Origin of the sequence: Olivibacter ginsenosidimutans (assembly GCF_039542865.1) — a bacterium.
GTDB classification, from domain to species: domain Bacteria; phylum Bacteroidota; class Bacteroidia; order Sphingobacteriales; family Sphingobacteriaceae; genus Olivibacter; species Olivibacter ginsenosidimutans.
In genome coordinates this window covers 430,882-453,398 of record NZ_BAABIQ010000003.1, presented here as the reverse complement: position 1 = coordinate 453,398, position 22,517 = coordinate 430,882, and the positions used below count along the sequence as shown (strand labels likewise).

General features: G+C 41.8%; 19 protein-coding genes. 7 read left to right on the top strand and 12 right to left on the bottom strand.

The window, feature by feature from the left end; all coding sequences use genetic code 11:
• Positions 1 to 59: 59 nt before the first annotated feature.
• Entirely contained in the window at positions 60 to 968 is a 909-nt protein-coding gene (locus ABD930_RS03260; protein ID WP_345230255.1) for an OmpA family protein, read from the bottom strand.
• Positions 969 to 1,336: 368 nt separating this feature from the next.
• Here ABD930_RS03260 and ABD930_RS03255 point away from each other — a divergent pair, with 368 nt between their 5' ends.
• Positions 1,337 to 2,017: a YceI family protein gene (locus ABD930_RS03255; RefSeq protein WP_345230254.1), complete on the top strand. Its 681-nt coding sequence runs from the start codon at positions 1,337 to 1,339 to the stop codon at positions 2,015 to 2,017.
• A gap of 55 nt (positions 2,018 to 2,072) precedes the next feature.
• Here ABD930_RS03255 and ABD930_RS03250 read toward each other — a convergent pair whose 3' ends face one another.
• From ABD930_RS03250 to ABD930_RS03225, 6 genes are all read right to left on the bottom strand, one after another.
• On the bottom strand, positions 2,073 to 4,559 hold the full coding sequence (locus ABD930_RS03250; RefSeq protein WP_345230253.1) for a phosphocholine-specific phospholipase C: 2,487 nt from the start codon (positions 4,557 to 4,559) through the stop codon (positions 2,073 to 2,075).
• 59 nt (positions 4,560 to 4,618) lie between these two features.
• Positions 4,619 to 6,058, bottom strand: coding sequence for a SusD/RagB family nutrient-binding outer membrane lipoprotein (locus ABD930_RS03245; RefSeq protein WP_345230252.1), 1,440 nt, complete (start codon positions 6,056 to 6,058; stop codon positions 4,619 to 4,621).
• A 16-nt stretch (positions 6,059 to 6,074) separates the two neighbouring features.
• Positions 6,075 to 9,461, bottom strand: coding sequence for a SusC/RagA family TonB-linked outer membrane protein (locus tag ABD930_RS03240; protein ID WP_345230251.1), 3,387 nt, complete (start codon positions 9,459 to 9,461; stop codon positions 6,075 to 6,077).
• Positions 9,462 to 9,683: 222 nt separating this feature from the next.
• On the bottom strand, positions 9,684 to 10,874 hold the full coding sequence (locus tag ABD930_RS03235; protein ID WP_345230250.1) for a FecR domain-containing protein: 1,191 nt from the start codon (positions 10,872 to 10,874) through the stop codon (positions 9,684 to 9,686).
• A gap of 258 nt (positions 10,875 to 11,132) precedes the next feature.
• On the bottom strand, positions 11,133 to 11,723 hold the full coding sequence (locus tag ABD930_RS03230; protein WP_345230249.1) for an RNA polymerase sigma factor: 591 nt from the start codon (positions 11,721 to 11,723) through the stop codon (positions 11,133 to 11,135).
• 135 nt (positions 11,724 to 11,858) lie between these two features.
• Positions 11,859 to 13,043, bottom strand: coding sequence for an oxygenase MpaB family protein (locus tag ABD930_RS03225; RefSeq protein WP_345230248.1), 1,185 nt, complete (start codon positions 13,041 to 13,043; stop codon positions 11,859 to 11,861).
• 89 nt (positions 13,044 to 13,132) lie between these two features.
• Between ABD930_RS03225 and ABD930_RS03220 the strand changes: the two genes are divergently transcribed.
• The 5 genes from ABD930_RS03220 to ABD930_RS03200 all read left to right on the top strand — a co-directional run bounded on the left by ABD930_RS03220 (position 13,133) and on the right by ABD930_RS03200 (position 18,267).
• Positions 13,133 to 13,276, top strand: coding sequence for a hypothetical protein (locus ABD930_RS03220; protein WP_345230247.1), 144 nt, complete (start codon positions 13,133 to 13,135; stop codon positions 13,274 to 13,276).
• 85 nt (positions 13,277 to 13,361) lie between these two features.
• Positions 13,362 to 14,681, top strand: a complete 1,320-nt coding sequence (locus ABD930_RS03215) for a CDP-glycerol glycerophosphotransferase family protein (protein ID WP_345230246.1) — start codon at positions 13,362 to 13,364, stop codon at positions 14,679 to 14,681.
• A 32-nt stretch (positions 14,682 to 14,713) separates the two neighbouring features.
• Complete coding sequence (gene aepX / locus ABD930_RS03210; RefSeq protein WP_345230245.1) at positions 14,714 to 16,015, top strand: phosphoenolpyruvate mutase; 1,302 nt, start codon at positions 14,714 to 14,716, stop codon at positions 16,013 to 16,015.
• Position 16,016: 1 nt separating this feature from the next.
• The gene (gene aepY / locus ABD930_RS03205) at positions 16,017 to 17,162 is read left to right on the top strand and encodes a phosphonopyruvate decarboxylase (RefSeq protein ID WP_345230244.1); all 1,146 of its coding nucleotides are present in this window, start codon (positions 16,017 to 16,019) and stop codon (positions 17,160 to 17,162) included.
• Positions 17,140 to 18,267, top strand: a complete 1,128-nt coding sequence (locus tag ABD930_RS03200; RefSeq protein WP_345230243.1) for a phosphonoacetaldehyde reductase — start codon at positions 17,140 to 17,142, stop codon at positions 18,265 to 18,267. The genes aepY and ABD930_RS03200 overlap by 23 nt, the downstream gene beginning before the upstream one ends.
• 14 nt (positions 18,268 to 18,281) lie before the next feature.
• On the opposite strand, the gene ABD930_RS03195 is transcribed toward ABD930_RS03200, so the two are convergent.
• Genes ABD930_RS03195 through ABD930_RS03175 form a run of 5 tightly spaced genes read right to left on the bottom strand, consistent with a single transcriptional unit; the run spans position 18,282 to position 21,694 of the window.
• Positions 18,282 to 19,208, bottom strand: a complete 927-nt coding sequence (locus tag ABD930_RS03195) for a glycosyltransferase family 2 protein (RefSeq protein ID WP_345230242.1) — start codon at positions 19,206 to 19,208, stop codon at positions 18,282 to 18,284.
• Entirely contained in the window at positions 19,208 to 20,305 is a 1,098-nt protein-coding gene (locus ABD930_RS03190; RefSeq protein ID WP_345230241.1) for a DegT/DnrJ/EryC1/StrS family aminotransferase, read from the bottom strand. Before ABD930_RS03190 ends, ABD930_RS03195 begins: the two co-directional genes overlap by 1 nt.
• Entirely contained in the window at positions 20,302 to 20,853 is a 552-nt protein-coding gene (locus ABD930_RS03185; protein ID WP_345230240.1) for an acyltransferase, read from the bottom strand. Before ABD930_RS03185 ends, ABD930_RS03190 begins: the two co-directional genes overlap by 4 nt.
• Positions 20,850 to 21,278, bottom strand: a complete 429-nt coding sequence (locus tag ABD930_RS03180; RefSeq protein ID WP_345230239.1) for a sugar 3,4-ketoisomerase — start codon at positions 21,276 to 21,278, stop codon at positions 20,850 to 20,852. The genes ABD930_RS03185 and ABD930_RS03180 overlap by 4 nt, the downstream gene beginning before the upstream one ends.
• A 2-nt stretch (positions 21,279 to 21,280) precedes the next feature.
• Positions 21,281 to 21,694, bottom strand: a complete 414-nt coding sequence (locus ABD930_RS03175) for a sugar 3,4-ketoisomerase (RefSeq protein WP_345230238.1) — start codon at positions 21,692 to 21,694, stop codon at positions 21,281 to 21,283.
• 461 nt (positions 21,695 to 22,155) lie between these two features.
• On the opposite strand from ABD930_RS03175, the gene ABD930_RS03170 reads away from it, so the two are divergent.
• Complete coding sequence (locus ABD930_RS03170) at positions 22,156 to 22,416, top strand: hypothetical protein (RefSeq protein WP_345230237.1); 261 nt, start codon at positions 22,156 to 22,158, stop codon at positions 22,414 to 22,416.
• Positions 22,417 to 22,517: the final 101 nt, after the last annotated feature.

Here is a 22,517-nt window from a genome sequence, read left to right as displayed (position 1 = left end):
CAAAAAAGCCTCGATGATAATAAAATATCACCGAGGCTTTTTATTTATTGTGGATATTATTAATAAGTGGTCGTTGTATCCGGTTCAGTCAGCGTAGTATCGCCATCCTGAGCCTTTTCAGGCGCTTTATCAATTAACTCCATAAACTGATCCAGTTTCGGGGTAATGATAATTTGTGTACGACGATTTCTTGTCCTACCCGCTTCGGTATCATTACCTGCAATAGGATTATACTCACCTCTACCACCGGCAGTAAGACGTTTAGGATCTACGCCATAATTGTTTTGTAGCGCTTGGACCACTGATGAGGCCCTTAAAGCACTTAAATCCCAATTATTGCGGATATTCTTTTGCGAGATAGGCACATTGTCGGTATTACCCTCTATAAGCACTTCATAATCTTTATAATCGGTAATGATTTTAGCAATTTTGCCCAATGTCTCCCCAGCCTGAGGAGAAATTTCATAGCTGCCTGATTTATACAACATATTATCTGATAATGAAATATAAACCACTCCTTTCAATACCTGCACATCTACATCCTGCATTTCTTCGCGACTTAACGAACGGGTGAGGTTATTGGTTAAGACCATATTCAACGAATCACTCTTAGCCTTTGTATTCACTAAATGTTGGATGTATTTATTGGAAGCGTTAATTTCGTCAACCAATTTAGAGATATTGGCATTGCCCTGACCACTATTGGTCAAACATTTGTCTAAAGCCGCTTGAAGCGAATTGACGTTTGACTTGTACTGGGCAATTTGTTCTTCCAAATCTTTTACGCGATTTGTTGCGTTCGTAAGCTCATGTTGGCTATTTAGATATTTTAAATCTAAATCTTTATACTTTGTCTCCAACTCACCATAGCGAGATTGTAATAATGTATACTTTTTACTACCGCAACTGGATACCAATAGCACCATTGCCATAAGGGCGGCCGGCAGACTTATTCCTTTTAAATTCATAACTAAAATTTTTCTTTCTCAAAAATACGCAATTCTTATAGTAAAGACTGTGCCAAAAATAATGTTTAGCGAAAAAGATTTTCTGTACAGAAGCACTAAACTACATCCGTAAAGATACTATCCTTTTGGAAAGTAACTTTGTTTATCGCTAATTATTTTTAATCATTCTATATAAAACAACAAAAAAAACTTTATTTTGCAACAAAAAGAATAAAAAACAGGCATTTAGATAAACGCAATCGTTTAATTTACGGACGAGTTAATGTAGCACACGTATTCGGGATCAGGATAGTACAGTCAAAATATCGATTTTAAACAGTGCTCTGAGTATCAATAAATACTTACAAAAACAAATAAAAAGCAAACAAATGAAAAAAAAGATTATTTTTCCAGCATTAGCCCTAGCCCTATTCATTGCCGCTTGCGGAGGAAACAATGCTAGTGACCAAGCGAAAACCGAGGCAGAGAAAGAAGCAGCAGTAGCTACGGGAACCTCTTATGCCATAGACACTGCAACGACGAAGGTAACTTGGCAAGCCACACATAAAGGTGGCCTAGCCCCTCGCTTTGGTATCATTAAGGTAACCGGTGGTAGTTTAGCTGTTGAAGATGGACAAGTAACAGCAGGAGATTTGGAAGTAAACCTAGCTGGTTTACAGGTAGATCCTCAATCCGTAACGGAAAAGGATAAAAAATATACTGATTTGGAAGGGCACTTGAAGAGTGCTGACTTTTTCGATGTAGAAAAACATCCAACCGCAAAATTTGTGATTACGGGAGTTGCGCCTTACGACAGCACAGCACAAAAAAGCTTATTACCCAATGCTACCCATATCATCAGTGGGAATCTAACCCTAAAAGATAGCACCTTGAACATTAGTTTTCCTGCACAAATTGCTGTAAACGACAATGATGTAACAGCGAAAGCAAAATTCACTATTGACAGAAGTGCTTGGGGTGTAAACTACAAGACCGAAGGCAGCCCTGAAAACTGGGCGATCAGTAAAGATGTAGAAATTGGTTTTGACTTAAAAGCAGCAAAGAAATAAAAACGGGCTGCATAAAAAATAAGGTGTCTCATGGGACACCTTATTTTTTGACAATCTACACCACCCTTCCCATTAACGGATCTGTTTTAAGGGGCCGACCATTCTCGATCCGACCGGCAAAACGTTCAGCAAAATCGCTATAATCTTTGCATCGTATGGTAACATCATACCAGTTGTAGTTTTTTACTGTATCGATTAAAATAGTCGTTGTTCGTCCTTTCTCCAGCACGATACGTCTTTCCTGATCGCCATAACTATTGTCTACAACATGAATTTCATGTCCAAGCCTATCGTGATTGCGTAATGTTAACAGCACCTTACCTGTTAAGGTCTTTGTTTTTTGATCATCAAATTGGTAGGAACAATTTATCTGTATAAGTGGGTTAAGGGCTGTTCCTCTAAATGATCGGTAAAAGCCATTAGGGCCATATACGCGTAAATGATAAGTTCCATTCTCAAATTGATTCACATTCCAGCTATCCTCCATCTGGTCGCCCGCAAGCAAGCTGTAATCTCTGATCGGCAATCGTTCTCCTTGATACGGGTTGATGGCATAAACCAAGAATGGTGCTCCCGCAGCCCTTTTACCAAAAACCTTATTTCCAGTTTCGAAACTTATAGTATACCGATCAGCCTGTTTATCATAATGTCCATTGACATACAATTCATATGGTAGGGCGCAAGCATCGCGTATCCCTTTTTCCTGCTCAGGAAAATAGGGAGAAGTATTGGGATTACGGTTGAGCTCGGCCAGTTCATTTTCATTTAACGCCTTAAAATTATTGGGAAGTCCTTTGAACTTAGCCCGATGGATGCCTTCCATGAACGTTTCCTTTTCGAGGTATACCGGTTTCTTTAGTTTTTCGCCGTGGTAAGGCCTGAAAGCAGAAGTTAAATTACCGCATACTGCCCTTCTCCAAGCCGTTATGTTCGACTCCTTGACCTCCTTATCAAATTTTTTCAAAAGAAAATCTTCTAAAAACTGTAGCGAAGACGTATGGTCAAATACCTGCGAATTTACCCATCCACCCCTTGTCCACGGCGAAGCAATGATTAAAGGCACCCGATACCCCAGTCCGATGTTACTTTCCCGTCCGCTTTCCGGATAATATTGTTCATCCCGACGCACATATTCCAATTGAGCATCAATTCCTGCAGAAACCTTACCAGTACCCTGCCGATAAGGATTAGGCGAACCAAAAGGCGGTATATGGTCAAAATATCCATCGTTTTCATCGTACGTTAAAATGAAAATCGTTTTTTTCCATACTTCAGGGTTCTTCGTTAGGATATCCATCACCTCACTCACATACCAAGCACCAAACCAAGGCGAATCCGGGTGGTCAGAAAAAAGCTGCGGAGGTACTAACCAGGACACCGTAGGTAAGTTGCCGTTATTGACATCTTTTCTGAACTGGTATAATACATCTCCCTTCGGAATATGCAGTTCTCGTTCCGTATCACCATCCCGGTAAATAAGCCGCTCTAGGCTCATGTAATCCGGATCGCCGCTATTATTGACAAAAGCACGTTCATGTAACTGCTTTTCCTGTTCACTTAAAGCATGATAGCGCTCCGCGGTATATACCTGTTGTTCGTCCGCTATTTGTTTCAATCGATGTTTTAATTGATCCAACTTTCCAGCATCACCATTGTCTGGGAAGCTAGCAATTTCTTTAACCAGTGTTATCCTCTGCTCCTCCAACAGGGTTATGTATCGTTTACTCAACTTCACCTGATATTGAGGAAAATACTCCATGACATTGCAGCCAAAATTAGCCAGCCAACTGTTTGCCTCTCCACTATAACCGGCACTGCTCGAAGAAATTTCATTCTGATAAATTTTCCAGGATATTCCCTGCTCTTCCAAACGCTCAGGAAACGTTTTCCACCGGGCATTGCCGCTAAACTCCGAATCCCCATTCCATACGCAGGCCTTACCGGTTAAATTTTCCCGGATATTACCCGTCCAAAAATAAAGTCTATTCGGATTTGTGCCCGTTAAACTAGAACAGAAATGTTGATCGCATATGGTAAAAGCATCTGCCAACGAATAGTAAAAAGGAATATCTTCCCGCGTATAATGGCCCATCGTTAACGGTAAATCGGCAAAATCTTCAAATCCGGAACGCTTTACATCCAGCCATTTATTCATTTTACCCTGATTGCGCGCATCCGTCTGATCGGTCCAATTATGCGGCAGGCAGCCCATCCAGGTAATTTTAGAATCCTTTATGTCCAATCGGAATGGGGCAAAGGTTTCCCCGTTATGTCGTGTTTGTGCCCAAACTTTGTTTTTATTCGGCAAATCGATTGCCCGCGGATCATTATAGCCTCGCACACCTTGTAATGTACCAAAAGCATGATCAAATGATCGATTCTCCTGCATTAAAAGGACGACATGTTCTGCATCGTAAAAGGTACTGCCCAAAGAGGGGTTAATCGCCATTGCTCTGGCGATAGATGCCGGCATAACATGCATCAGTGACGCCCCACCCGCAAGTGCAGCTGCTTTTTTCAAAAAATCTCTTCTCGTATCCATAAAAAAAATTAAATCTCAATTCGCTAATTGTACAAAAAAATGTCCGGGCTAAACCGTCATTATTGAATCAACCACATCGAGGCATTTACATTATCACCTTCTGGAAACTGTCTTGCTATAGCCTCCTCCACATGTGCTTCATTGTATTGAAATTCGGTTAGGGGGTATAGCCAACGTTTTGGAACCTTACCGCCATTTAAAGTACCAGGGCCAACCCTAAATGTGGGCACACCTGTACGTCGTTGTTCGTAGAAAGGTTCCCAGCCTGAGTTCATAAAGAATGCAATATACTTTTGCATCAGGATTTTTTCCAACGCATCGCCTGTTGTTAAGGAAATAGTTGACTGCCCCAAATAAGCATCGATCGCTTGTTCTTCAACTCCGTAAAACGCCATTGACGCCCGAATACCATTTGCATAATGCGTTGCCGCTTCGCCCGTTAACCACCCTCGGGTAATCGCTTCTGCAATTAAAAATTCTTGTTCGGCATACCCTAAAAAAATCATGGGTTCATTTACTGGATTTTTCAGATCGACATAACGTCGGGCAATCAATGAGGATTTTGATGCTGTACTCTGCTGATCTGCTGGCGATAAACCTGCATCAACACCATTATAGTTGTCAAATACACCCGCTTCTTTACCGGCAACGGGCTCTGCAAAGGAAAATAAACGCGGATCACGATAATCCTTTAAACGGTCTACGAAAGTCTTTTCTAAAGAAACCAATGTGGCGATGCTTAATGAGCCAGCCGTGGGATAATAGTTGGATTCGTCTGAAGAATTATAAACCAACTGCCCGTTATCTGCATTGCTTTGCAATAGCGGATATCTCGCTGGATCATTAACAATAGCTTTAAATTGCTCTTTAATCTTCAAGTTACTATTGGCCTCTTTTTTAGAAAGATGGATCAGCACCCGCAAATGAAATGCATTAACCAGCTGTTTCCAATGCTGCACATTGCCTTGGTAAATAATATCACCATCCAGCAGTCCATTACCTTCCGACAGGAGTTCATTCGCTTCTTCTAATTCCTGTAAAATGCCCAAGTAGACCTGCTCTTGTGTAGCATAGGCTGGTTGTTGTAATCCTTCTTCCGCCTGTAAGGCCTCTGTATAGGGGATGTCGCCAAACGTATCGGTCATTTGTAAAAAGAGTACTGCCCGGAAAAATTTAGCCAGTCCCTGATAATTAGCGTTATCAGCAGCCAGCTCCTGCATTTTCTGCACCTGTCTTAAGGTATTGTAATTACCAAATGAGCCCCTGTTCCAGTTATAATTGATCGATTCGTTAGGCCGTTCATAATAGGTTAAGTGACGAACAGCATAAGCAGCACTCTCTGGATTATTATTAAATACCGTATTACACACATTGGTTAATAACAAAGCAGGTGTGGCATTGGTGGGTTTATTAGGATTATCTTGGTAGTAGTCAAACTTCTTACAGGCACCTAAGCTCACTGTAAGCAATAGCATTCCGATAAAAATTTTCGCATTCATCGCTTCAGTCGTTATGTTAAAATTTCAAATTCAGGTTAAAGCCAATATTTCTGGTGGTCGGTTCGGCAATCTCAGTGGTATCAAAGCCTCCGGGATCTAATGCGGTATCCACATAACCATCCGGATCGATAAACGGCACTTTGCTCCATAAGAAAAGGTTACGTCCTACCAAAGAAAAACTAACGGCCTTAAACGGTGTTTTTGACAACAACTTGGCCGGCATATTATAGCTTAAGGTAATCTCTCTAAGTTTTACATAGGTGCGATTGTACAGATTGGCCTCATCGATTCCATTGGTATATGTCGCAAATACCCAGTCGACATAATTCACCGGCGTTGTATTGGGTGCAAACGTACGGGTATCACTGGTAATATTCCCTTGGGCATCGTATGTAGCGCTACCACCGGTTTGCTCTACTCCACCTGCCAAATAGGTTTTTTCACCGGCATATGCATCATCTCGATAATGATTAGCAGTGGCCGGGTGCATGCCTCCTTCGAACATCTTAGCCTCAACCCCATTGTACAATTTGCCTCCAATTTTACCATCAATGGCTATTGATAAACCAAAATTTTTGTAATTAAAGTTGTTGATAAAACCAAATTCCCAATTGGGTAAGGTATGACCTAAATTCACCTCCTGATTGATATATTGCGGAATACCATTTTCGTGTACAATCTGTCCGTCGGGCGATTTTTGCCAGGCCCAACCCCTGTAAATGTCTGTTCGTTCACCCACCTTCACCCCTCCCCGAATCTCTTCACCGCCAAAATATTCCAATACCGTATTGCGAAGGCGCGAATAGTTCGCTATTGTATTCCAGCGAAAATTGTCTGTTTGCACCGGCGTACCGCTCAGTACCAATTCAATACCTCTACGCCGGTATTTATCGCCGTTCATTTGGATAAGAGAATAACCCGAAGCCAAGGATAAAGGAACTTCCACCACATTATTGGTTAAATCATAGTTAAAATAGGACATATCTAGTCCAATTCTGTTATTCAGGAACCGAAGTTCGGCACCATACTCCTGCGCGATGGTTTTATTCGGCTTTAAACCGGGAGGTCGTAGCGCGCCCGGCAGATTGAGCGATGGGGTACCATTCCAACGATCGCCAATTTCATATGTCTGCAAGGTGCTGTAGGGCGATACATCTGTCGTTGCATCCGTTACGGCTCCACGCAATTTAACTAGCGAGATGGCTTCAGGAAGTTTGACCATCTCCGAAACAATTAGGCTCAGCGAGGCTGAAGGATAAAAGTATGAGTTGTTTGGCGATTGCAAAGCGGAAGTCCAATCGTTTCTACCGGTAATACTTAAGGTAGCCATACTTTTATAATCCAAATCTACATAACCATAAAGTCCATACACCTGTTTCTCGGTTAAGGTATTTTCCGATTTTACCGGATTCCGGGAATTGGCTAGGTTATACCATCCGGGAACACTTAAGCCCCCCATGGTTTGGGATGATAAATTATTAAAATGATCCAGTCGGCTACTGGCGCCCACACTAGCCGTTATATTAAAATCTTTCAAAAACGTTTTGTTATAGGTCAGTAAGGCATCGGTAACTAAACGCATTTCATTTTGCTTTTGCAGCCAGTAATTTCCATAAGGAGCAGCATCTGTCCCGTAATTGATGTAACTGTATGGAGTTTTTAGATCACTATTGGCAAAATTGCTGGTAATCCCCCCACGCACCATAAATTTCAAATCGTCATTAATCGTATACTTTAGGTTAGCCTGCGACACGAGGACATCATTGGTGTACGCCCTTTCTTTTTCGTAGGCCAAAAACCACGGGTTATTATACCAGCTATAATTATAAGTAAGCTGTTCCAATCCTTCCCGATCGGGTCTCCAATACTGACGCATATCTTTAATATTAACCTCCGGCCCCATCCACAGCACAATATTATATAAATAGTTATCTGGTGAATAACCGCTTGTAGGGTAATTAGGCGAATATTGTTTATTATACGAAAGCGTTGCCTCGGCGCGCAGTTTCTCGCTGATTTTCAAACTTCCTGCTAAGTTTATGGAAGTTGAATTGAGTTTGGTGTTGGGTACTTGGCCCTTTTGATACACATGCGATAAGGAGATACGGTAATCGGTTTTATCTGTTGTACCCGCGAAACTTACATTATGGGTGGTTAGCAAACCGTTATTTAGGAAATTCTTTAAATTATCCTGTCCTCTGGTAATCCACGGTAAAGGCACCAGCTTGCCGGTGTTGGGATCAACGGGACTATTATATTGCGGAATTTCGATAAAACCGCTTGCTGTATTGGGATCAGGCTGATTCAGTTTTGGCCCCCATACATAGCCATAAGCATCGTTTACTCCTCCCCCTTTTCCATCTACAAAGGCGTATTCCCCATTGAAGCCCATGCCATAGTCATGCTGTGTTTCCGGTATACGTAAAAAACCTGCTTGAAACTGCGTACTGGTATTGTAAGCCAGTTCTACACCCGCTTTTCCTCCTTTACCTTTTTTCGTTGTAATCATGATGGCTCCATTCTGAGCCACAGAACCATATAAGGCAGAAGAGGCTGTACCTTTCAGCACTGTTACATCCTCAATATCGTCTGCATTCAAGCTCCACATATCAAAATCTTCCGGTGCAGGCACACCGTCGATAACGATAGTAGTTTTTGCACCTCGCAGGGAGATCTGCGGACTAGCAAATAAGGTACTTTTCGGTGTTACCCGTAAACCGGCTACCTTACCAACCAAATTAGCGGCTACATTGGATTCTCGTGCTACATTGAGTGCCTCTCCTTTTACTTCTTGGACGGCATAGGCAATCTGTCTTTTTTCTTTGCTAATACCGAGTGCTGTGACCACCACTTCATTCATGAGATTTTCCGCAGGTACCATTATAATTTGAAGCGGCTGGCCCACTGTGGCCAGTTTCTCTTGCTGCGCATAGCCCATAAACCTAAAGATTAGCGTAGTGCTTTCGGGTACTGTCAACGTAAATTCGCCTTTATCATTCGTCGTTGTACCGATATTTGGTTGTTCTTTGCAAATGACGGATACTCCAGATAAGGTACCTAATGAATCGCGCACGACACCATGTACCCGAATATCCTGACGCTTATCCTGTTCTTCCTTCAGAATAGTAATGGTTCGCGCTATTTTTTTATATGTCAATTTCCGTTCGGTAAGCAGCTGTTTCAGCACCTCGTCCAGCTCGCCATGTTTAACTTGGACCGTAACCGGAGCAGCTTGTTGCATCAATTTATCCGAATAAAAAAAACGGAAATCAGTTTGCCGTCCAATTTCCTGAAGCACCTCTTCCAGCGCTGCATTTTTCAATGATAAATTTACGCTCTGCGCTTTGGAATTGGCGTAAACACCAATTGAAAATAAGCATACAAACGCCATTGTCAATTTCATTGTGAGGTAGATTTTGTTAACATGATGGCAAAGAAAAGCTTTATCACATCGCCTTTTGCCATGAGAGAAATAATCCATACTTTTGAGAGTTAGGTTAGTGAATACTAATTTTACAGATCTAATGAACGATAACTGGGGGTGCCGCAATCACTTCCAGTTTCTTTACGTTAATGGTGTACTAGGTTCTTATCATTGCTTATTATTTTTATTTATATCCATTATCTAATGCACGATATATAGCTCCCTACCTTTCAGCTCAAAACGGGTTTCACTGACGGCACGTAACATCTCCAATACTTCCGAAAGCTTCGCCTGCCTATCCACACTTCCGCTATATAATTCGTTCGGTACCGGTCCTTCATCGTGTATCGTTACGTCATACCACAAAGCCACATCCTGGATGATCTTTTCGAAAGGTTCTTTCTTGAAATAGAAATAACCATCTTTCCAAGCGGTAGCGCTTTCCAGATCAACCCTTCTCACCGTTAGTTTCGCCGAAGGGTTAAGTAATGCTTGTTGACCAGGGATTAATTTTACCGATTGATCTTTGTACGTTACTTGTATGGAACCATCTGTTAGGGTAGCACTGGTTTCGCCTTCATTATACGCTCTTACATTAAATGCCGTACCCAATGCCTTGATCAAGGTCTCGCCAACTTGTACGCTAAAAGGTCGTTTTGCATCTTTGGCTACCTCGAAGTATGCTTCGCCAGTTACCCATACTTTTCGTTCATGTGCGCTAAAACTCTTTGGAAAACGGAGCTGGGAATACGCATTGAGCCAAACGCGTGTTCCATCAGGCAAGCGCATTTGAAAAGTACCAGCTTTTGGTACCACTAAGGTATTGAGTGGTTCATGAGCTACCTCATCAGTAGCCGATTTCTGCTCATAAATAAGCTCGCCATGGTTGCTGCTGATTTGCGCACCATTTACAGATTGGCTAAATTTTTCCTTGCCATCTAAGTTAAATTGCTTGCCATCGGCCAGGATTAGCGTAGCCTGACTTTCACCAGGTAACACATCATTAGTTGGCAGCTGCTTTTGTGCTGCAACAAGAGGCGTGTCACGCGCTGCATCTGGTTGTCTAAGCCATAACACCAGCATCGCGATAACTGCAGCTGCGGTTCCTACCCAAGCTAACCATTGTACATGTGATCGACGTTTAGGCAAAGGTAAAATAGGTGTTTCCCCTAGCTGCTTTAACAAGCGCTCATCCAGCCGCCTCACCAATCGCTTTACCCGAACATCATCATCCTTCATTTCAGCAGCCAGTTCTTTTTCAATTTTCTCACGTAGCATTTCCAGCGAATGTTCCTCACCGAAATAGGCTATTAATTGTTCTAAATCTTCCTTCGTATAGTCGTTATGTAGAAAATCAACGAACAACTGCTGTATATCTTTTTTATATTCCAATGCTTCGTGTTTTTGTATAATACGTTTAGCAAAGAAAAAGTCACTACAGCACGGTTGATTTTTTTTTGCATTAAGGTTTCTAGGAGACTATTCCTATCTATTCCAGATGCCGTATCCGGTATTTAAATGAAAGGGTAGGATACTAAGATAAACATCATTAAGGTATATGGGGAAATGACGAGAAATATTGACGTAGGATATGGACACTAACTTACATTGAGCGCTTGAATAGCCCCTTATGTTAATACCTGTTCTTCCTTAATCTAACAGAAAAAGTAAAACGAGATACGAAGCATTAATCGGATTGGCAAAAAAAGCCTTCACTTTTTTAGAAGCCTTTACTAAATGATTACTGATGGTATTCGGTGAAATCTGAAGCATCTGACTCACCTCTTCATAGCTACGCCCCTCTAGTTTACACAACTTAAACACCAGTTGGCATTGTGGAGATAGCTCGTTCAGCGCTTTCTCCATCAATTCCTGTTTCTGCTTTTGATCGATCAGTTCATCGATATGCAAATAAGAGTTGCTACTATTCTTTTCTAAAAATTGCTGGTAAGCTTTATTCCGACTAACTTTCCGATAAAAATCGGTTACCATATTGGTTGCTATACGGTAAAGGTAAGCTTTAAATGAACGATTAATATCAATATGCTCCCTACCTTCCCAGATTTTTAAAAAGAGATCGTGCAAGATATCTTCGGCCACTTCTTCCGACTTCACCAACTTTAACAAATTAGCGGCCAATGGATATTTATATTGATGGTAAAACCATTCGAAAGCCGATTGATCACCCGCTTTCAAACGGGCAAGTCGTTCGGATTCAGCTGTAGCACCCGTTAATGTCATAGCGAACAAATATATCAACCAAATTTATCCCTCTTTAACGTCTATGATTAAGTTTACATTACCTTTCCGTAACTTGATATTGGTTAGTGCAAACATAGGGAATAACTGTCAGTATTCAAATTTAATCATTAACGTTTATTGGGTATTATACCGAAGATAGATATCCTTGACTCTTTCGTGCGTCACTCTACCCTTTTGTATCAACTTTTGCCGGTGGCTTTCTTCGCTGATTCCCCGATGTGCGAGCTTATTTTTGACGACATTAAGGTAAGCCACTTTACCCCAAAAAGTACGATCGAGTTGGAGCAGGTTGCACGAATAATTGCCCAGTAGGTAGTGGTTATAAAACAAATGGATTTCACGCATCATCTTTCGGCCTATTTTGGTTGTAGGATAATGTGCATCTACAGGTTCTTGTTGCAGTGCATGAGCCAAGGATTTTGAATCCGCATCGCCATCCGCCTGCGTCATGGTCCAATAATAAAGGGCTTCTATTGCTGCTTCTTCGTTCTCTGGGATAATTTCAAGAGGCAGGCCCAGCAAATAACCGATGTACTTCCACAGGTGGAACAATCCGTTCACCTCCTCTGGCAATGCACGAATGCCTAGGCGCTGTATACCCACCAGATAAACCAACGAAAATCCCAGATTGGTAGCTAACATATCCCAAGTATTGAGCGGTAATCCCCATTTAGCGCTATCCCAATCGGTTGCTTTCAGGAGGTTTACACGTGCAAACGAATGGATCATACGCGTCTTCATGAGGTGATCGAAACCAACATTACCATAACGCAAGGCATTATCCCCGGTAATGTTTACCCAAAAATCAACCGTTTCAGACAAGCGTTTAACCGACCCTTTTTTTAACGCTCCCGTATAAATAAGGGGTTTATTGATAGCAGCCGATTCATATCCTCCCATTAAGCAATAGTCTCGTAAGGTAATGAGGCCCGAAAGACCACTACGCTGGCTTAAATCGAGCCCCTTGCGTAGCAGTTTCCAATCCAACCAGGAGGGTTCGATGTCTATAGGCGCAAAAAATGACTCGATTAGGCTACGGTATTCAGGTGCTATCATTTGCGGATCTTGCAAATAGCTACCGATGATGCGTTGTCCCTGCCCAAAGCCTAGCGGTAAATGTAAGGCCTTAACCAGCTTGTCGCCAAGTTCGTCGTATTGGAACAGATATGGGATATATTGATCGGCATTTTGGAGTTGTGGTTGTATAGGTAACTTTTCCAAAAGCGCCACACCAATTCCTTGTTGCCAATAATAAGCAAAAGAAGAAGTATTAATGCGATATCGATGGGGTATTTGCATGAATAATGCAAAGATGCGAATTTTGATCAAAGGGCACCAAATCTATTCAAACACCGTTATATTTATGTAACCATACTGTTACCTTTAACATGAAGCGTATAAGTGCTTTATTTCGTTATTTCGATGTATTAACCGATGACAGTATCTTGATGTACATCGTTCCAAAGTCCTTTTCGTCATCGAATACGCCTATCCGTCATATCGAGTGTAGCGCAGCGGAATTGCGTTGTTAGGGTCCAAGTGACAACGCTGCTACGGTCGAAAAAGCGTAGAAAAATGTTTAAAATAATTAACAAATAGCTATATTAATTTGCCGTTTTGATTCGATTTCTCAACCATATATACCAGCAGAAGCTCACCAAAAAAATTCAGCAGCAGTTAACTGATTTGCGCCGTCATCGTAGCGATAAGCAGTTGAACAAAACCCTTAAAAATCTTCAGCAGTTACATCGGTTGCTTTTAAAAAGACTGCAACGCAAAGATAAAATCAAAGTAGCTTTTTTTGTCGTGCATGCCTCCGTTTGGAAGTTGGATGAACTTTACCGTTTAATGGAGGCCGACGAACGTTTTGAGCCAATCATCGTCATTATTCCGTATGTTGTATTTGGCGACGAGCAGATGCGCGCCGACATGGATCTGGGATATACGCTTTTTGCAACGAAGGGCTATCGCGTGGTTAAAACCTTTAACGAAAAGACCAATAGTTGGCTTAATGTTAAAGAAGCCATCCAACCGGACATTATTTTTTATACCAATCCACATGAACTAACTAAACCAGCATACTACATTGATCATTTTCCAGATGTGTTGTCATGTTATGTACAATATTCCTTTCATATCACCCATTTACATGAAATGCAGTACAACCAGCTTTTCCACAATATCCTCTGGCGAGCATTTTATGAGACTGACATGCATCTGGGGTTTGCACAACAATATGCGGCAAATAGAGGAAGTAATGTAGCCGTTGTGGGTTACGCGGGCACCGATGTTTTTCTGCAATCTGCTGAGCATAAAACTGACCCTTGGAAAATTAAGAATCCAGCGGTAAAACGTATTATCTGGGCACCGCATCATACGATAGATGACGATAAAAGTTTTTTAAGCTATTCATCGTTTTTAGTATACGCTGATTTTTTTCTTCAACTGGCCGATCAATATGCAGATAAACTGCAATTGGCCTTTAAGCCCCATCCTATTTTACGACCCAAATTAAGCGATCCACACGTTTGGGGTAAGAAAAAAACCGATGCCTATTATGCCCAATGGGAGCAGGGAACGAATACCCATTTGTTCGAAGCAGATTATGTGGATTTATTTAAGACCTCAGATGCTCTGATCCATGATAGTGCCTCTTTTTTGGTAGAATACCTCTATCTTCATAAACCAACCTTATATACATTAAGAGACGAACGGGTTACCGATCGGTTTAATGGATTTGGAAAGTTAGCCTTTCACGTGCATGAACATGCTAACAGCGAACAAGACATTATCTATTTTATCCAACATACAGTACTGCAAGGTAATGACGTTAAAGAAGAAGAAAGGAAACAATTTTTTAACCGTTATTTAATACCCCCATATGGTAAAAGTGCTTCTGCACATATTATAGACGAGATAAAACGTTTCGTTTACTAAAACGAAAAATAAAAGCTAAACTTCAACAATATATGAAAAAAAAGGTTTACGTAGGCATGAGTGCGGATATTATCCATCCCGGACACCTCAATATCATTAAAGAGGCCGCCAAATTAGGCGAAGTAACTGTTGGCGTGCTTACCGATAAGGCCATCGCCAGTTATAAACGCTTACCTTATCTTGATTTTGAGCAGCGAAAGCTCATTGTAGAGAACATCAAAGGTGTTGTGAAAGTAATTGCTCAAAAAACACTTGATTATGTTCCCAACCTTCTGATAGAAAAACCTGATTTTGTAGTGCACGGGGATGATTGGAAAGAAGGGATACAAAAGCGAACCCGGCAGCGGGTTATCGATACCATCGCTCAATGGGGAGGCAAGGTAATCGATATTCCATATACACATGGCATATCCTCTACTCAACTTAACAAACGGATCAAATCCATCGGCACCACTCCTAATGTCCGTCTGAAGCGTTTACGCCGATTAATTGCGGCTAAGCCCATTGTTCGCATTCTCGAATCGCACAATGGCTTGACGGGCCTGATCATCGAAAACACCAAGGTAGAGGTAAACGGCATACTTCGCGAATTTGATGGCATGTGGTCAAGTAGCCTAACCGATTCTACTTCTAAAGGTAAGCCTGATATCGAAGCAGTGGACATTACTACGCGTATGCTCAATTTAAACGATGCACTGGAATGCACCACTAAACCCATTATTTTTGATGGAGACACTGGTGGAAAAATTGAGCATTTTGCTTTCACCGTAAGAACCCTAGAACGTCATGGGGTTTCCGCTGTGATTATTGAAGACAAAATCGGGCTCAAAAAAAATTCACTTTTTGGTACTTCGGTTCCGCAAAAACAAGATACCGTAGCAGATTTCTGCGCCAAAATAAAAGTTGGCAAACAGGCACAAGTAACGGATGATTTTATGATCATTGCTCGTTTAGAGAGCTTAATTTTAGGAAAAACCGTCGCGCATGCCTTGGAAAGAGCTTTCGCGTACATCGGTGCAGGTGCTGATGGTGTCATGATCCATAGTAAAGAAAAGAGCGGAGATGATATCCGTGATTTTTGCGAACGTTTTCGCAAGGTAGACAAAAACACGCCCATTGTGGTGGTGCCTTCTACTTATAACCATATTACCGAAGAAGTGTTTCAGCAATGGGGAGCCAATATCGTGATTTATGCCAATCATTTGCTTCGGGCGGCCTACCCAGCAATGCTTGATGTTGCAAAATCTATTCTAACCCACGGCCGTTCTTACGAAGCAAACGATAAATGCATGCCTATTAAGGAAATTTTAGAACTGATTCCAGGTACCAAATAAGATGATTAACTGTCAGACATTTTTAAATCAGCTCCAATCGCTAGGGATACATTTTTATACCGGTGTGCCCGATTCACTCTTGAAAGATATCGGTGCCTATATTGCTGATTATGCCCGTGCAAGTGAACATATTATTGCAGCTAATGAAGGAGGGGCTATAGCATTAGCTGCAGGTTATCATTTAGCCACAGGAAAAATAGGCTTGGTATATTTGCAAAATTCAGGACTTGGAAATGTTGTAAATCCTTTGCTCTCCCTAGCAGATCAGGAGGTGTACAGCATTCCCATGCTGCTGATGGTTGGTTGGCGTGGTGAACCCGGTAGAAAGGATGAGCCCCAGCATATAAAACAAGGACGAGTACAGCAGGCATTATTAGACGCGATGGAAATTCCTTATCGTATTATCGATGCGGACAGCGCTCTATCTATTAATCAAGTATTGGAAGAACTATTGGCCCTTGCCATTCAACAACAATGCCCTGTTGCACTTGTGGTCAAAGCAGGAACTTTCGAATCTTACACCCTGCAGCACGATAGCAAAACAAATTATCCATTAAGTCGGGAACAAGCTATTAACGAGGTATTGCAGCAACTTGGAACGTTCGATGTTATTGTTTCGACTACTGGAAAGACCTCACGTGAGCTCTTTGAACTTCGCCAACGGCAGCAGCAATCCAGTCAGCGTGATTTCCTCACCGTGGGCTCCATGGGACATGCCTCCCAGATTGCATTAGGTATTGCCTTATATACCAAAAAACGAGTCTATTGCCTAGACGGAGACGGAGCCATACTAATGCATATGGGCAGTTTAGCCATTACCGGCTTTAGCAATGCCAAGAATCTATGCCATATCGTCTTCAATAATGGCGCGCATGACTCGGTAGGCGGACAACCAACACTTGGCTTTGCCGTCGACTTTCCAGCCATTGCTCGGGCCTCTGGTTATAAAAATGCTTATTGCGCCCTTACAGCGGAAGAAATTCAAGTAGCCTTGAAGACTATCCGCGAAACAGAGGGCCCCAACTTTTTGGAGATCCGGGTAAATAAAGGTTCACGTAGTAATCTAGGCCGTCCAACATCGAGCCCTATAGCTAATAAATTAACGTTCATGGAATTTTTGAAAGATGACGAAGGTTTATATCGGTAGAGGAGCATTAAACGCATTAGTGTCCATTTTAACGGAGGTGAAACCGCAACGTATACTATTGGTGACAGGGAAGAGCTCTTATGACCAACATCCCTTACGGGGACTATTGGAACAACAGCTCCAAGGCTTTCAAGTACAACGGCATAGTGAGTTTCAAGTCAACCCCACCTTGGACGATTTGGTCCATGGCGCCCAGGTAAAGCAAGCCTTTGCACCTCATCTCATCATCGGTATCGGCGGTGGCAGTGTGCTGGATACGGCAAAACTACTCAAGGTGTTGCCTACTGAAGAGCAGGCGATAGTTGAAACCATTAGCAGTGAACGTGCGATACAAGAAAACAATGCCCCCCTAATTCTGCTGCCTACCACTGCCGGCAGTGGTAGTGAAGCCACCCATTTTGCAGTCGCCTATATGGGCAAAAAAAAATACTCAGTGGCTTCGCCTTACTTATTACCCAACTACACCCTTGTGGATGCCGCTTTAACCGACAGTATGCCTGCATACTTAACTGCTGTGAGTGGTTTTGATGCCCTGGCACAAGCTATCGAATCTTATTGGAACATCAAGGCCACCAAAGAAAGTCTGGCTTATGCTACAGAAAGCATTTCCTTGATTTTACCTCATCTGGAAAAAGTTGTATTGACTCCTTGTCCAGCTTCGCGGGATGCTTTATCAAAGGCAGCCTATCTTGCCGGAAAAGCAATTAACATCACTAAAACAACAGCCCCTCATGCACTATCGTACGGTTTTACCTTAAATTATGGTATCCCACATGGGCATGCGGTTATGCTAACCCTACCAGCACTTCTACGGCACCAAAGTACGGATGCCATCGCTGTGCTTCATACCGTTTCGCCAAAGCACTACAACGAACGCATGCTGAAACTGTATCACCTGTTTGGAAAAGCAAATGGGGCTGAGGTGGCCGATTATTTAGAGAAACTGATGGATAAGCTAGGACTACAACGGAGATTACAGGATTTTGCTATTCCGTTAGACGATTTATCCATGCTCGTGGCCCATGTTAATGTAGAGCGCTTAAATAATCACCCCGTTCGTTTGACACCGAAAGACTTAATGCAGATCTTAGAGGCTATTTATTAAGCAACTAGTGCTCATCATCTTTTCTTCCGGAATCTAAATTTCAAAAACAACCTTTTAAACGATTTCCGAAAGGCTTTATAACGGAAAAACAAGTGCATGTTACTAAAAATCAACTTTGCAGCACGTTTTTTATCGGTGACACACGAATCAGCAATTTCTCTTAATAAGATATTCTCAAAAACAGGTTTTGATTTCTTTAATGTTCCTTTCCATTTTTCAATAAGGTAATCTCTAGACACCTGCATTTTCTCTTGATCATTCGATATGTTACTAGCATGCACCCGATAAAATCCTAAAAATTCATCTTGAATAGCATACTTACATTCATGGGCTATACGCACCCACATATCCCAGTCTTCTATAGCACTTTTTTCGTCGAAATATCCAATCTTGTCAAAAACAGAACGCCTAATCATAACCGTCAAGGCCGGAATAAAATTTCCGTAAATCAATTGTTCAAAACTACAATTGGGATGGTATGGACCGACAAGTTGATCTCGAAATACCTGATAATTAGGAATCGGAAGGTTCTCTTCATAACGAATCAGATTACTATACTCGTTAACAATATACGTACGACCAAAAATAAAGCCAAGATCCGGATGTTTTTCGTAAAAAGCCACTTGCTTTTCCACTTTAGTTCTTTCCCAATAATCATCTGATGCGACAATGCACACATATTTTCCTCGTGCATATTGTTGTATTCCCTTATTTAAGGTAGCCGATAAGCCCTTATTCGCATGCGTTTCAGCAAAAAAGCCATACTGCTTGCTAAGCTCCTGTATAATCGCGAAGGAACCATCTGTAGAACCATCATCCAGCACAAAAATCTCCAGATACGGATAGGTCTGCTGCACCACACTTTCAATACATTGCGCAATATATTTCTCATGATTATAACAGGGTATAATAACCGATACTAAAGGATTTTCCTGCTTCATCAATAGGCATTCAATAGGTGGATAACTTGATCGATTTCTACTTCGCTTAGTATTGGGCTCATTGGCAGGCTTAGCACCTCTCGGTGTATTTTCTCCGTTATGGGATAAGACAGATGGTTCCACTCGGCATAAGCCTGCTGTTGATGTGGTGGTATAGGGTAATGAATCTGCGTTTGCACGCCCGCTTGTGCTAAATACTGCTGAAGGGCATGCCGATCTGCTGTTCGCACTACAAATAAATGCCATACATGACCTTCCTCGCGAAGCATCTTGGGTAATATGATTTTGGTGCTATGTATCCCTTCTAAATAACGCTTGGCCAAATTTCGACGTCTCGCTGTATCTGCTTCCAAATGCCTCAGTTTAACCCGTAGCAGAGCTGCCTGCACTTCATCCAATCGGCTATTGCCTCCTTTATATTGATTTTGGTATTTAACGGCCGAACCGTAATTAGCCAATGCCCGAATAACTGTTGCTAACCTATCATTGTTAGTAGTAACTGCTCCTCCATCACCCAAAGCCCCCAAATTCTTTCCCGGATAAAAGCTAAATCCAGCCGCATCACCAAAACTCCCCGCCTTTTTCCCTTTGTAGGATGCTCCATGTGCTTGCGCGGCATCTTCAATCACCTTCAAACCATATTCTTCAGCCAGCAAAAGAATAGGTTCCATGTCGCATAGTTGTCCGTATAAATGCACGGGCATAACCGCTTTGGTTTTCGCCGTCACACATGCTTTTATACTGGCGGCATCAAACAAAAAAGTATCTTCAGCAGGTTCTACCAAAACCGGCACAAGATTATTAGCAGAAATAGCCAGTATGCTCGCAATAAACGTATTCGCTGGCACAATCACCTCATCTCCATCGGAAAGCACACCCAACTCCTTATATGCGCGGAGAATCAAACTCAGCGCGTCTAATCCATTTGCTACGCCTATGGCATGCTTCGTCCCGCAATAGGTAGCAAACTCAGCTTCAAAAGCTGCTACTTCCTTTCCCTGAATAAACCAACCCTTATCGATCACCCGTTCAAAGGCGGCCAGTAATTCCGCTTTATGTCGAAGATTGATTTGCTGTAAGTCTAAAAATTTAATCATATAGCCACAGGCTTTCCATCCATCAGTCGATAGTGTTTACCCGTTATTTTATCCTGTAAATGAAGGGTTAACAATAAACCCTCTGGTGTAATATAACCTTGATGTTTTGCTGGATTCCCATACCAGAGGGTATAAGGGGGCACATCTTTCGTTACGACGCTTCCGGCGCCGATAAACGCATAGGCGCCAATGCTAATACCAGCAACCAAGGTACTATTGGCCCCAATAGAAGCCCCTTGTTGTATTTCCGTCGTTTTAAAGGCATCAGGATAAACTTTGGAGCGTGGTACCAGATCATTAGTAAACGTAACGTTAGGTCCAATAAAGACCCCATCACCAAGCCTTACACCATCCCAGAGTTGAACCCCTGACTTAATCGTCACATCGTTACCTATACTAACCTCATTTTCAATAAAACAATGGCTGCATATATTACAATTAGCACCAATGACCGCCTGTGGTAATATCACGACGAATTGCCAAATATTGGTACCCTCTCCAATCTTAGTGCTTTGCACATCGGCCAATGGATGTATAAAATAACTCATTTGTTGGTTTCTCTCTTTGTTAATGTGATAAACTCATCGTAGTCGCGTATGTAATCTGTTGCATCGTAGTGTTCGGAAGCCAATACCAACAAAACAGCGCCAGAAGAAAAATTCACCAAATCTCGCCATATGCCAGGCGTAATTAACAAGCCAACATTCGGTCTATTCAGGCTCACCGTTTTGCGCATGCGTCCGTCATCTAAGATCACATCGAAGCTACCACTTGCTGCTATCAGCAGTTGATGAAGTCGGTAATGGGCATGGCCACCCCTATTTTCGCCCCCTGGAATATCGTAAAGGTAATATACCCGTTTTATAGCAAATGGGATATCCAGATCGCCGTGTATCGGCGTGATATTACCCGAACGGTTATGAATCTTGGGGAGGTCAATAACATTACAATTGAAAACAGAACTGTTGAACATGCTTATACTTTCCTTCTCTTATACGCCAGAAATGCATCATAGTCGCGTATATAATCGTTTTGGTTAAAAACGGTTGATGAAGCAATAAAAGCCAAGGCGTTAGTTGAAAAATTATCCATATAACGCCATAGACCGCTCGGCACGTAAAGTCCGTAATACGATCGGTTCAATGAAAACACCTGTTGATTTGCTCCATCATCTAATACAACGTCAAAACTTCCGGAAAGCGCTACAATCAACTCTTGATTTTTCTGATAAGCATGCGCACCTCGGTATTCTCCTCCAGGCACATCGTAAATCCAATATACGCGTTTAACAACAAAGGGAAGCTGATTTCCTTCCTCCAAAAAAGAAAGGTTTCCCCGTTCATCTTCTATTTTAGGCAATTGGATTATTTTCGCTTCGGCTACCGTCATACGCTATGATCAAAACGCTAAAGTACAAAAAACTTTTTGTAGTGACGCGAATATGGCTTCGCTCCCACTTCGGAGATCCAAACCAACTCTATGCCCGTTCACTGTTACCTCCGTATGACGCCAGCCATTCGAGCTCCGTAGAAGACCAATACGAGTTCCGTTCAAGACCGCATCGAGCTCCGAAGCCAACTCCAAGAGAAATACCAGCCGATGACTAAATTTGGTGCGATTATTACCAGAACATCAGTTTAGTATTTCCAACAATATCTTCAAGTGTGAACTCTTATTCACCTATAACAATTTCATAAATAATTCGATGCCCGTTAGTATCCCTAAATATATTTTAGTGTAAGCCACAGACCATTTGGTGTAAATATTTTGGATAACCCAAATTATACCAGTAGCATTGCACCATAAAAACACCTATTAATTCAATTATTATGTTAACAAAACGACAAACTATGAAACGCTGGTTTATTCTATGTGTGTTCTTTTTTTGCTTAAGTCTAAATGCCTGCAATAAAGAAAAAGACATTAATGATACGCAAGGAAATCCACAACAAGTGGAACAATTGAGGAACTATTTGGCACATGCCATGCAAATGGATGTTAAAGACGTATTTTATGATGAAGAAAAACAGCAATTTTACTTTACCAATTACCGCGATCTCACCCTTGATTTAGTCGACGTATTAGAAAACTACAATAAAGAACACCAATAAACCTTTTTCACATGAGAAAATTAGTTTTTGTTTTTATATTTCTGGCGTGTATATCATCCTCAGCAAAAGCACAATCAGTCTATGTACGTTTGTCTCAATAG

Coding starts and splice junctions, on each gene's coding strand:
- ABD930_RS03245 (WP_345230252.1), bottom strand. CDS start 6,058: ATGAATGCGAAAATTTTTATCGGAATGCTATTGCTTACAGTGAGCTTA.
- ABD930_RS03230 (WP_345230249.1), bottom strand. CDS start 11,723: ATGACATTAACGGGTGCTACAGCTGAATCCGAACGACTTGCCCGTTTG.
- ABD930_RS03170 (WP_345230237.1), top strand. CDS start 22,156: ATGAAACGCTGGTTTATTCTATGTGTGTTCTTTTTTTGCTTAAGTCTA.
- ABD930_RS03240 (WP_345230251.1), bottom strand. CDS start 9,461: ATGAAATTGACAATGGCGTTTGTATGCTTATTTTCAATTGGTGTTTAC.
- ABD930_RS03255 (WP_345230254.1), top strand. CDS start 1,337: ATGAAAAAAAAGATTATTTTTCCAGCATTAGCCCTAGCCCTATTCATT.
- ABD930_RS03220 (WP_345230247.1), top strand. CDS start 13,133: ATGAAGCGTATAAGTGCTTTATTTCGTTATTTCGATGTATTAACCGAT.
- ABD930_RS03225 (WP_345230248.1), bottom strand. CDS start 13,043: ATGCAAATACCCCATCGATATCGCATTAATACTTCTTCTTTTGCTTAT.
- ABD930_RS03190 (WP_345230241.1), bottom strand. CDS start 20,305: ATGATTAAATTTTTAGACTTACAGCAAATCAATCTTCGACATAAAGCG.
- ABD930_RS03180 (WP_345230239.1), bottom strand. CDS start 21,278: ATGTTCAACAGTTCTGTTTTCAATTGTAATGTTATTGACCTCCCCAAG.
- aepY (WP_345230244.1), top strand. CDS start 16,017: ATGATTAACTGTCAGACATTTTTAAATCAGCTCCAATCGCTAGGGATA.
- aepX (WP_345230245.1), top strand. CDS start 14,714: ATGAAAAAAAAGGTTTACGTAGGCATGAGTGCGGATATTATCCATCCC.
- ABD930_RS03200 (WP_345230243.1), top strand. CDS start 17,140: ATGACGAAGGTTTATATCGGTAGAGGAGCATTAAACGCATTAGTGTCC.
- ABD930_RS03195 (WP_345230242.1), bottom strand. CDS start 19,208: ATGAAGCAGGAAAATCCTTTAGTATCGGTTATTATACCCTGTTATAAT.
- ABD930_RS03175 (WP_345230238.1), bottom strand. CDS start 21,694: ATGACGGTAGCCGAAGCGAAAATAATCCAATTGCCTAAAATAGAAGAT.
- ABD930_RS03260 (WP_345230255.1), bottom strand. CDS start 968: ATGAATTTAAAAGGAATAAGTCTGCCGGCCGCCCTTATGGCAATGGTG.
- ABD930_RS03185 (WP_345230240.1), bottom strand. CDS start 20,853: ATGAGTTATTTTATACATCCATTGGCCGATGTGCAAAGCACTAAGATT.
- ABD930_RS03250 (WP_345230253.1), bottom strand. CDS start 4,559: ATGGATACGAGAAGAGATTTTTTGAAAAAAGCAGCTGCACTTGCGGGT.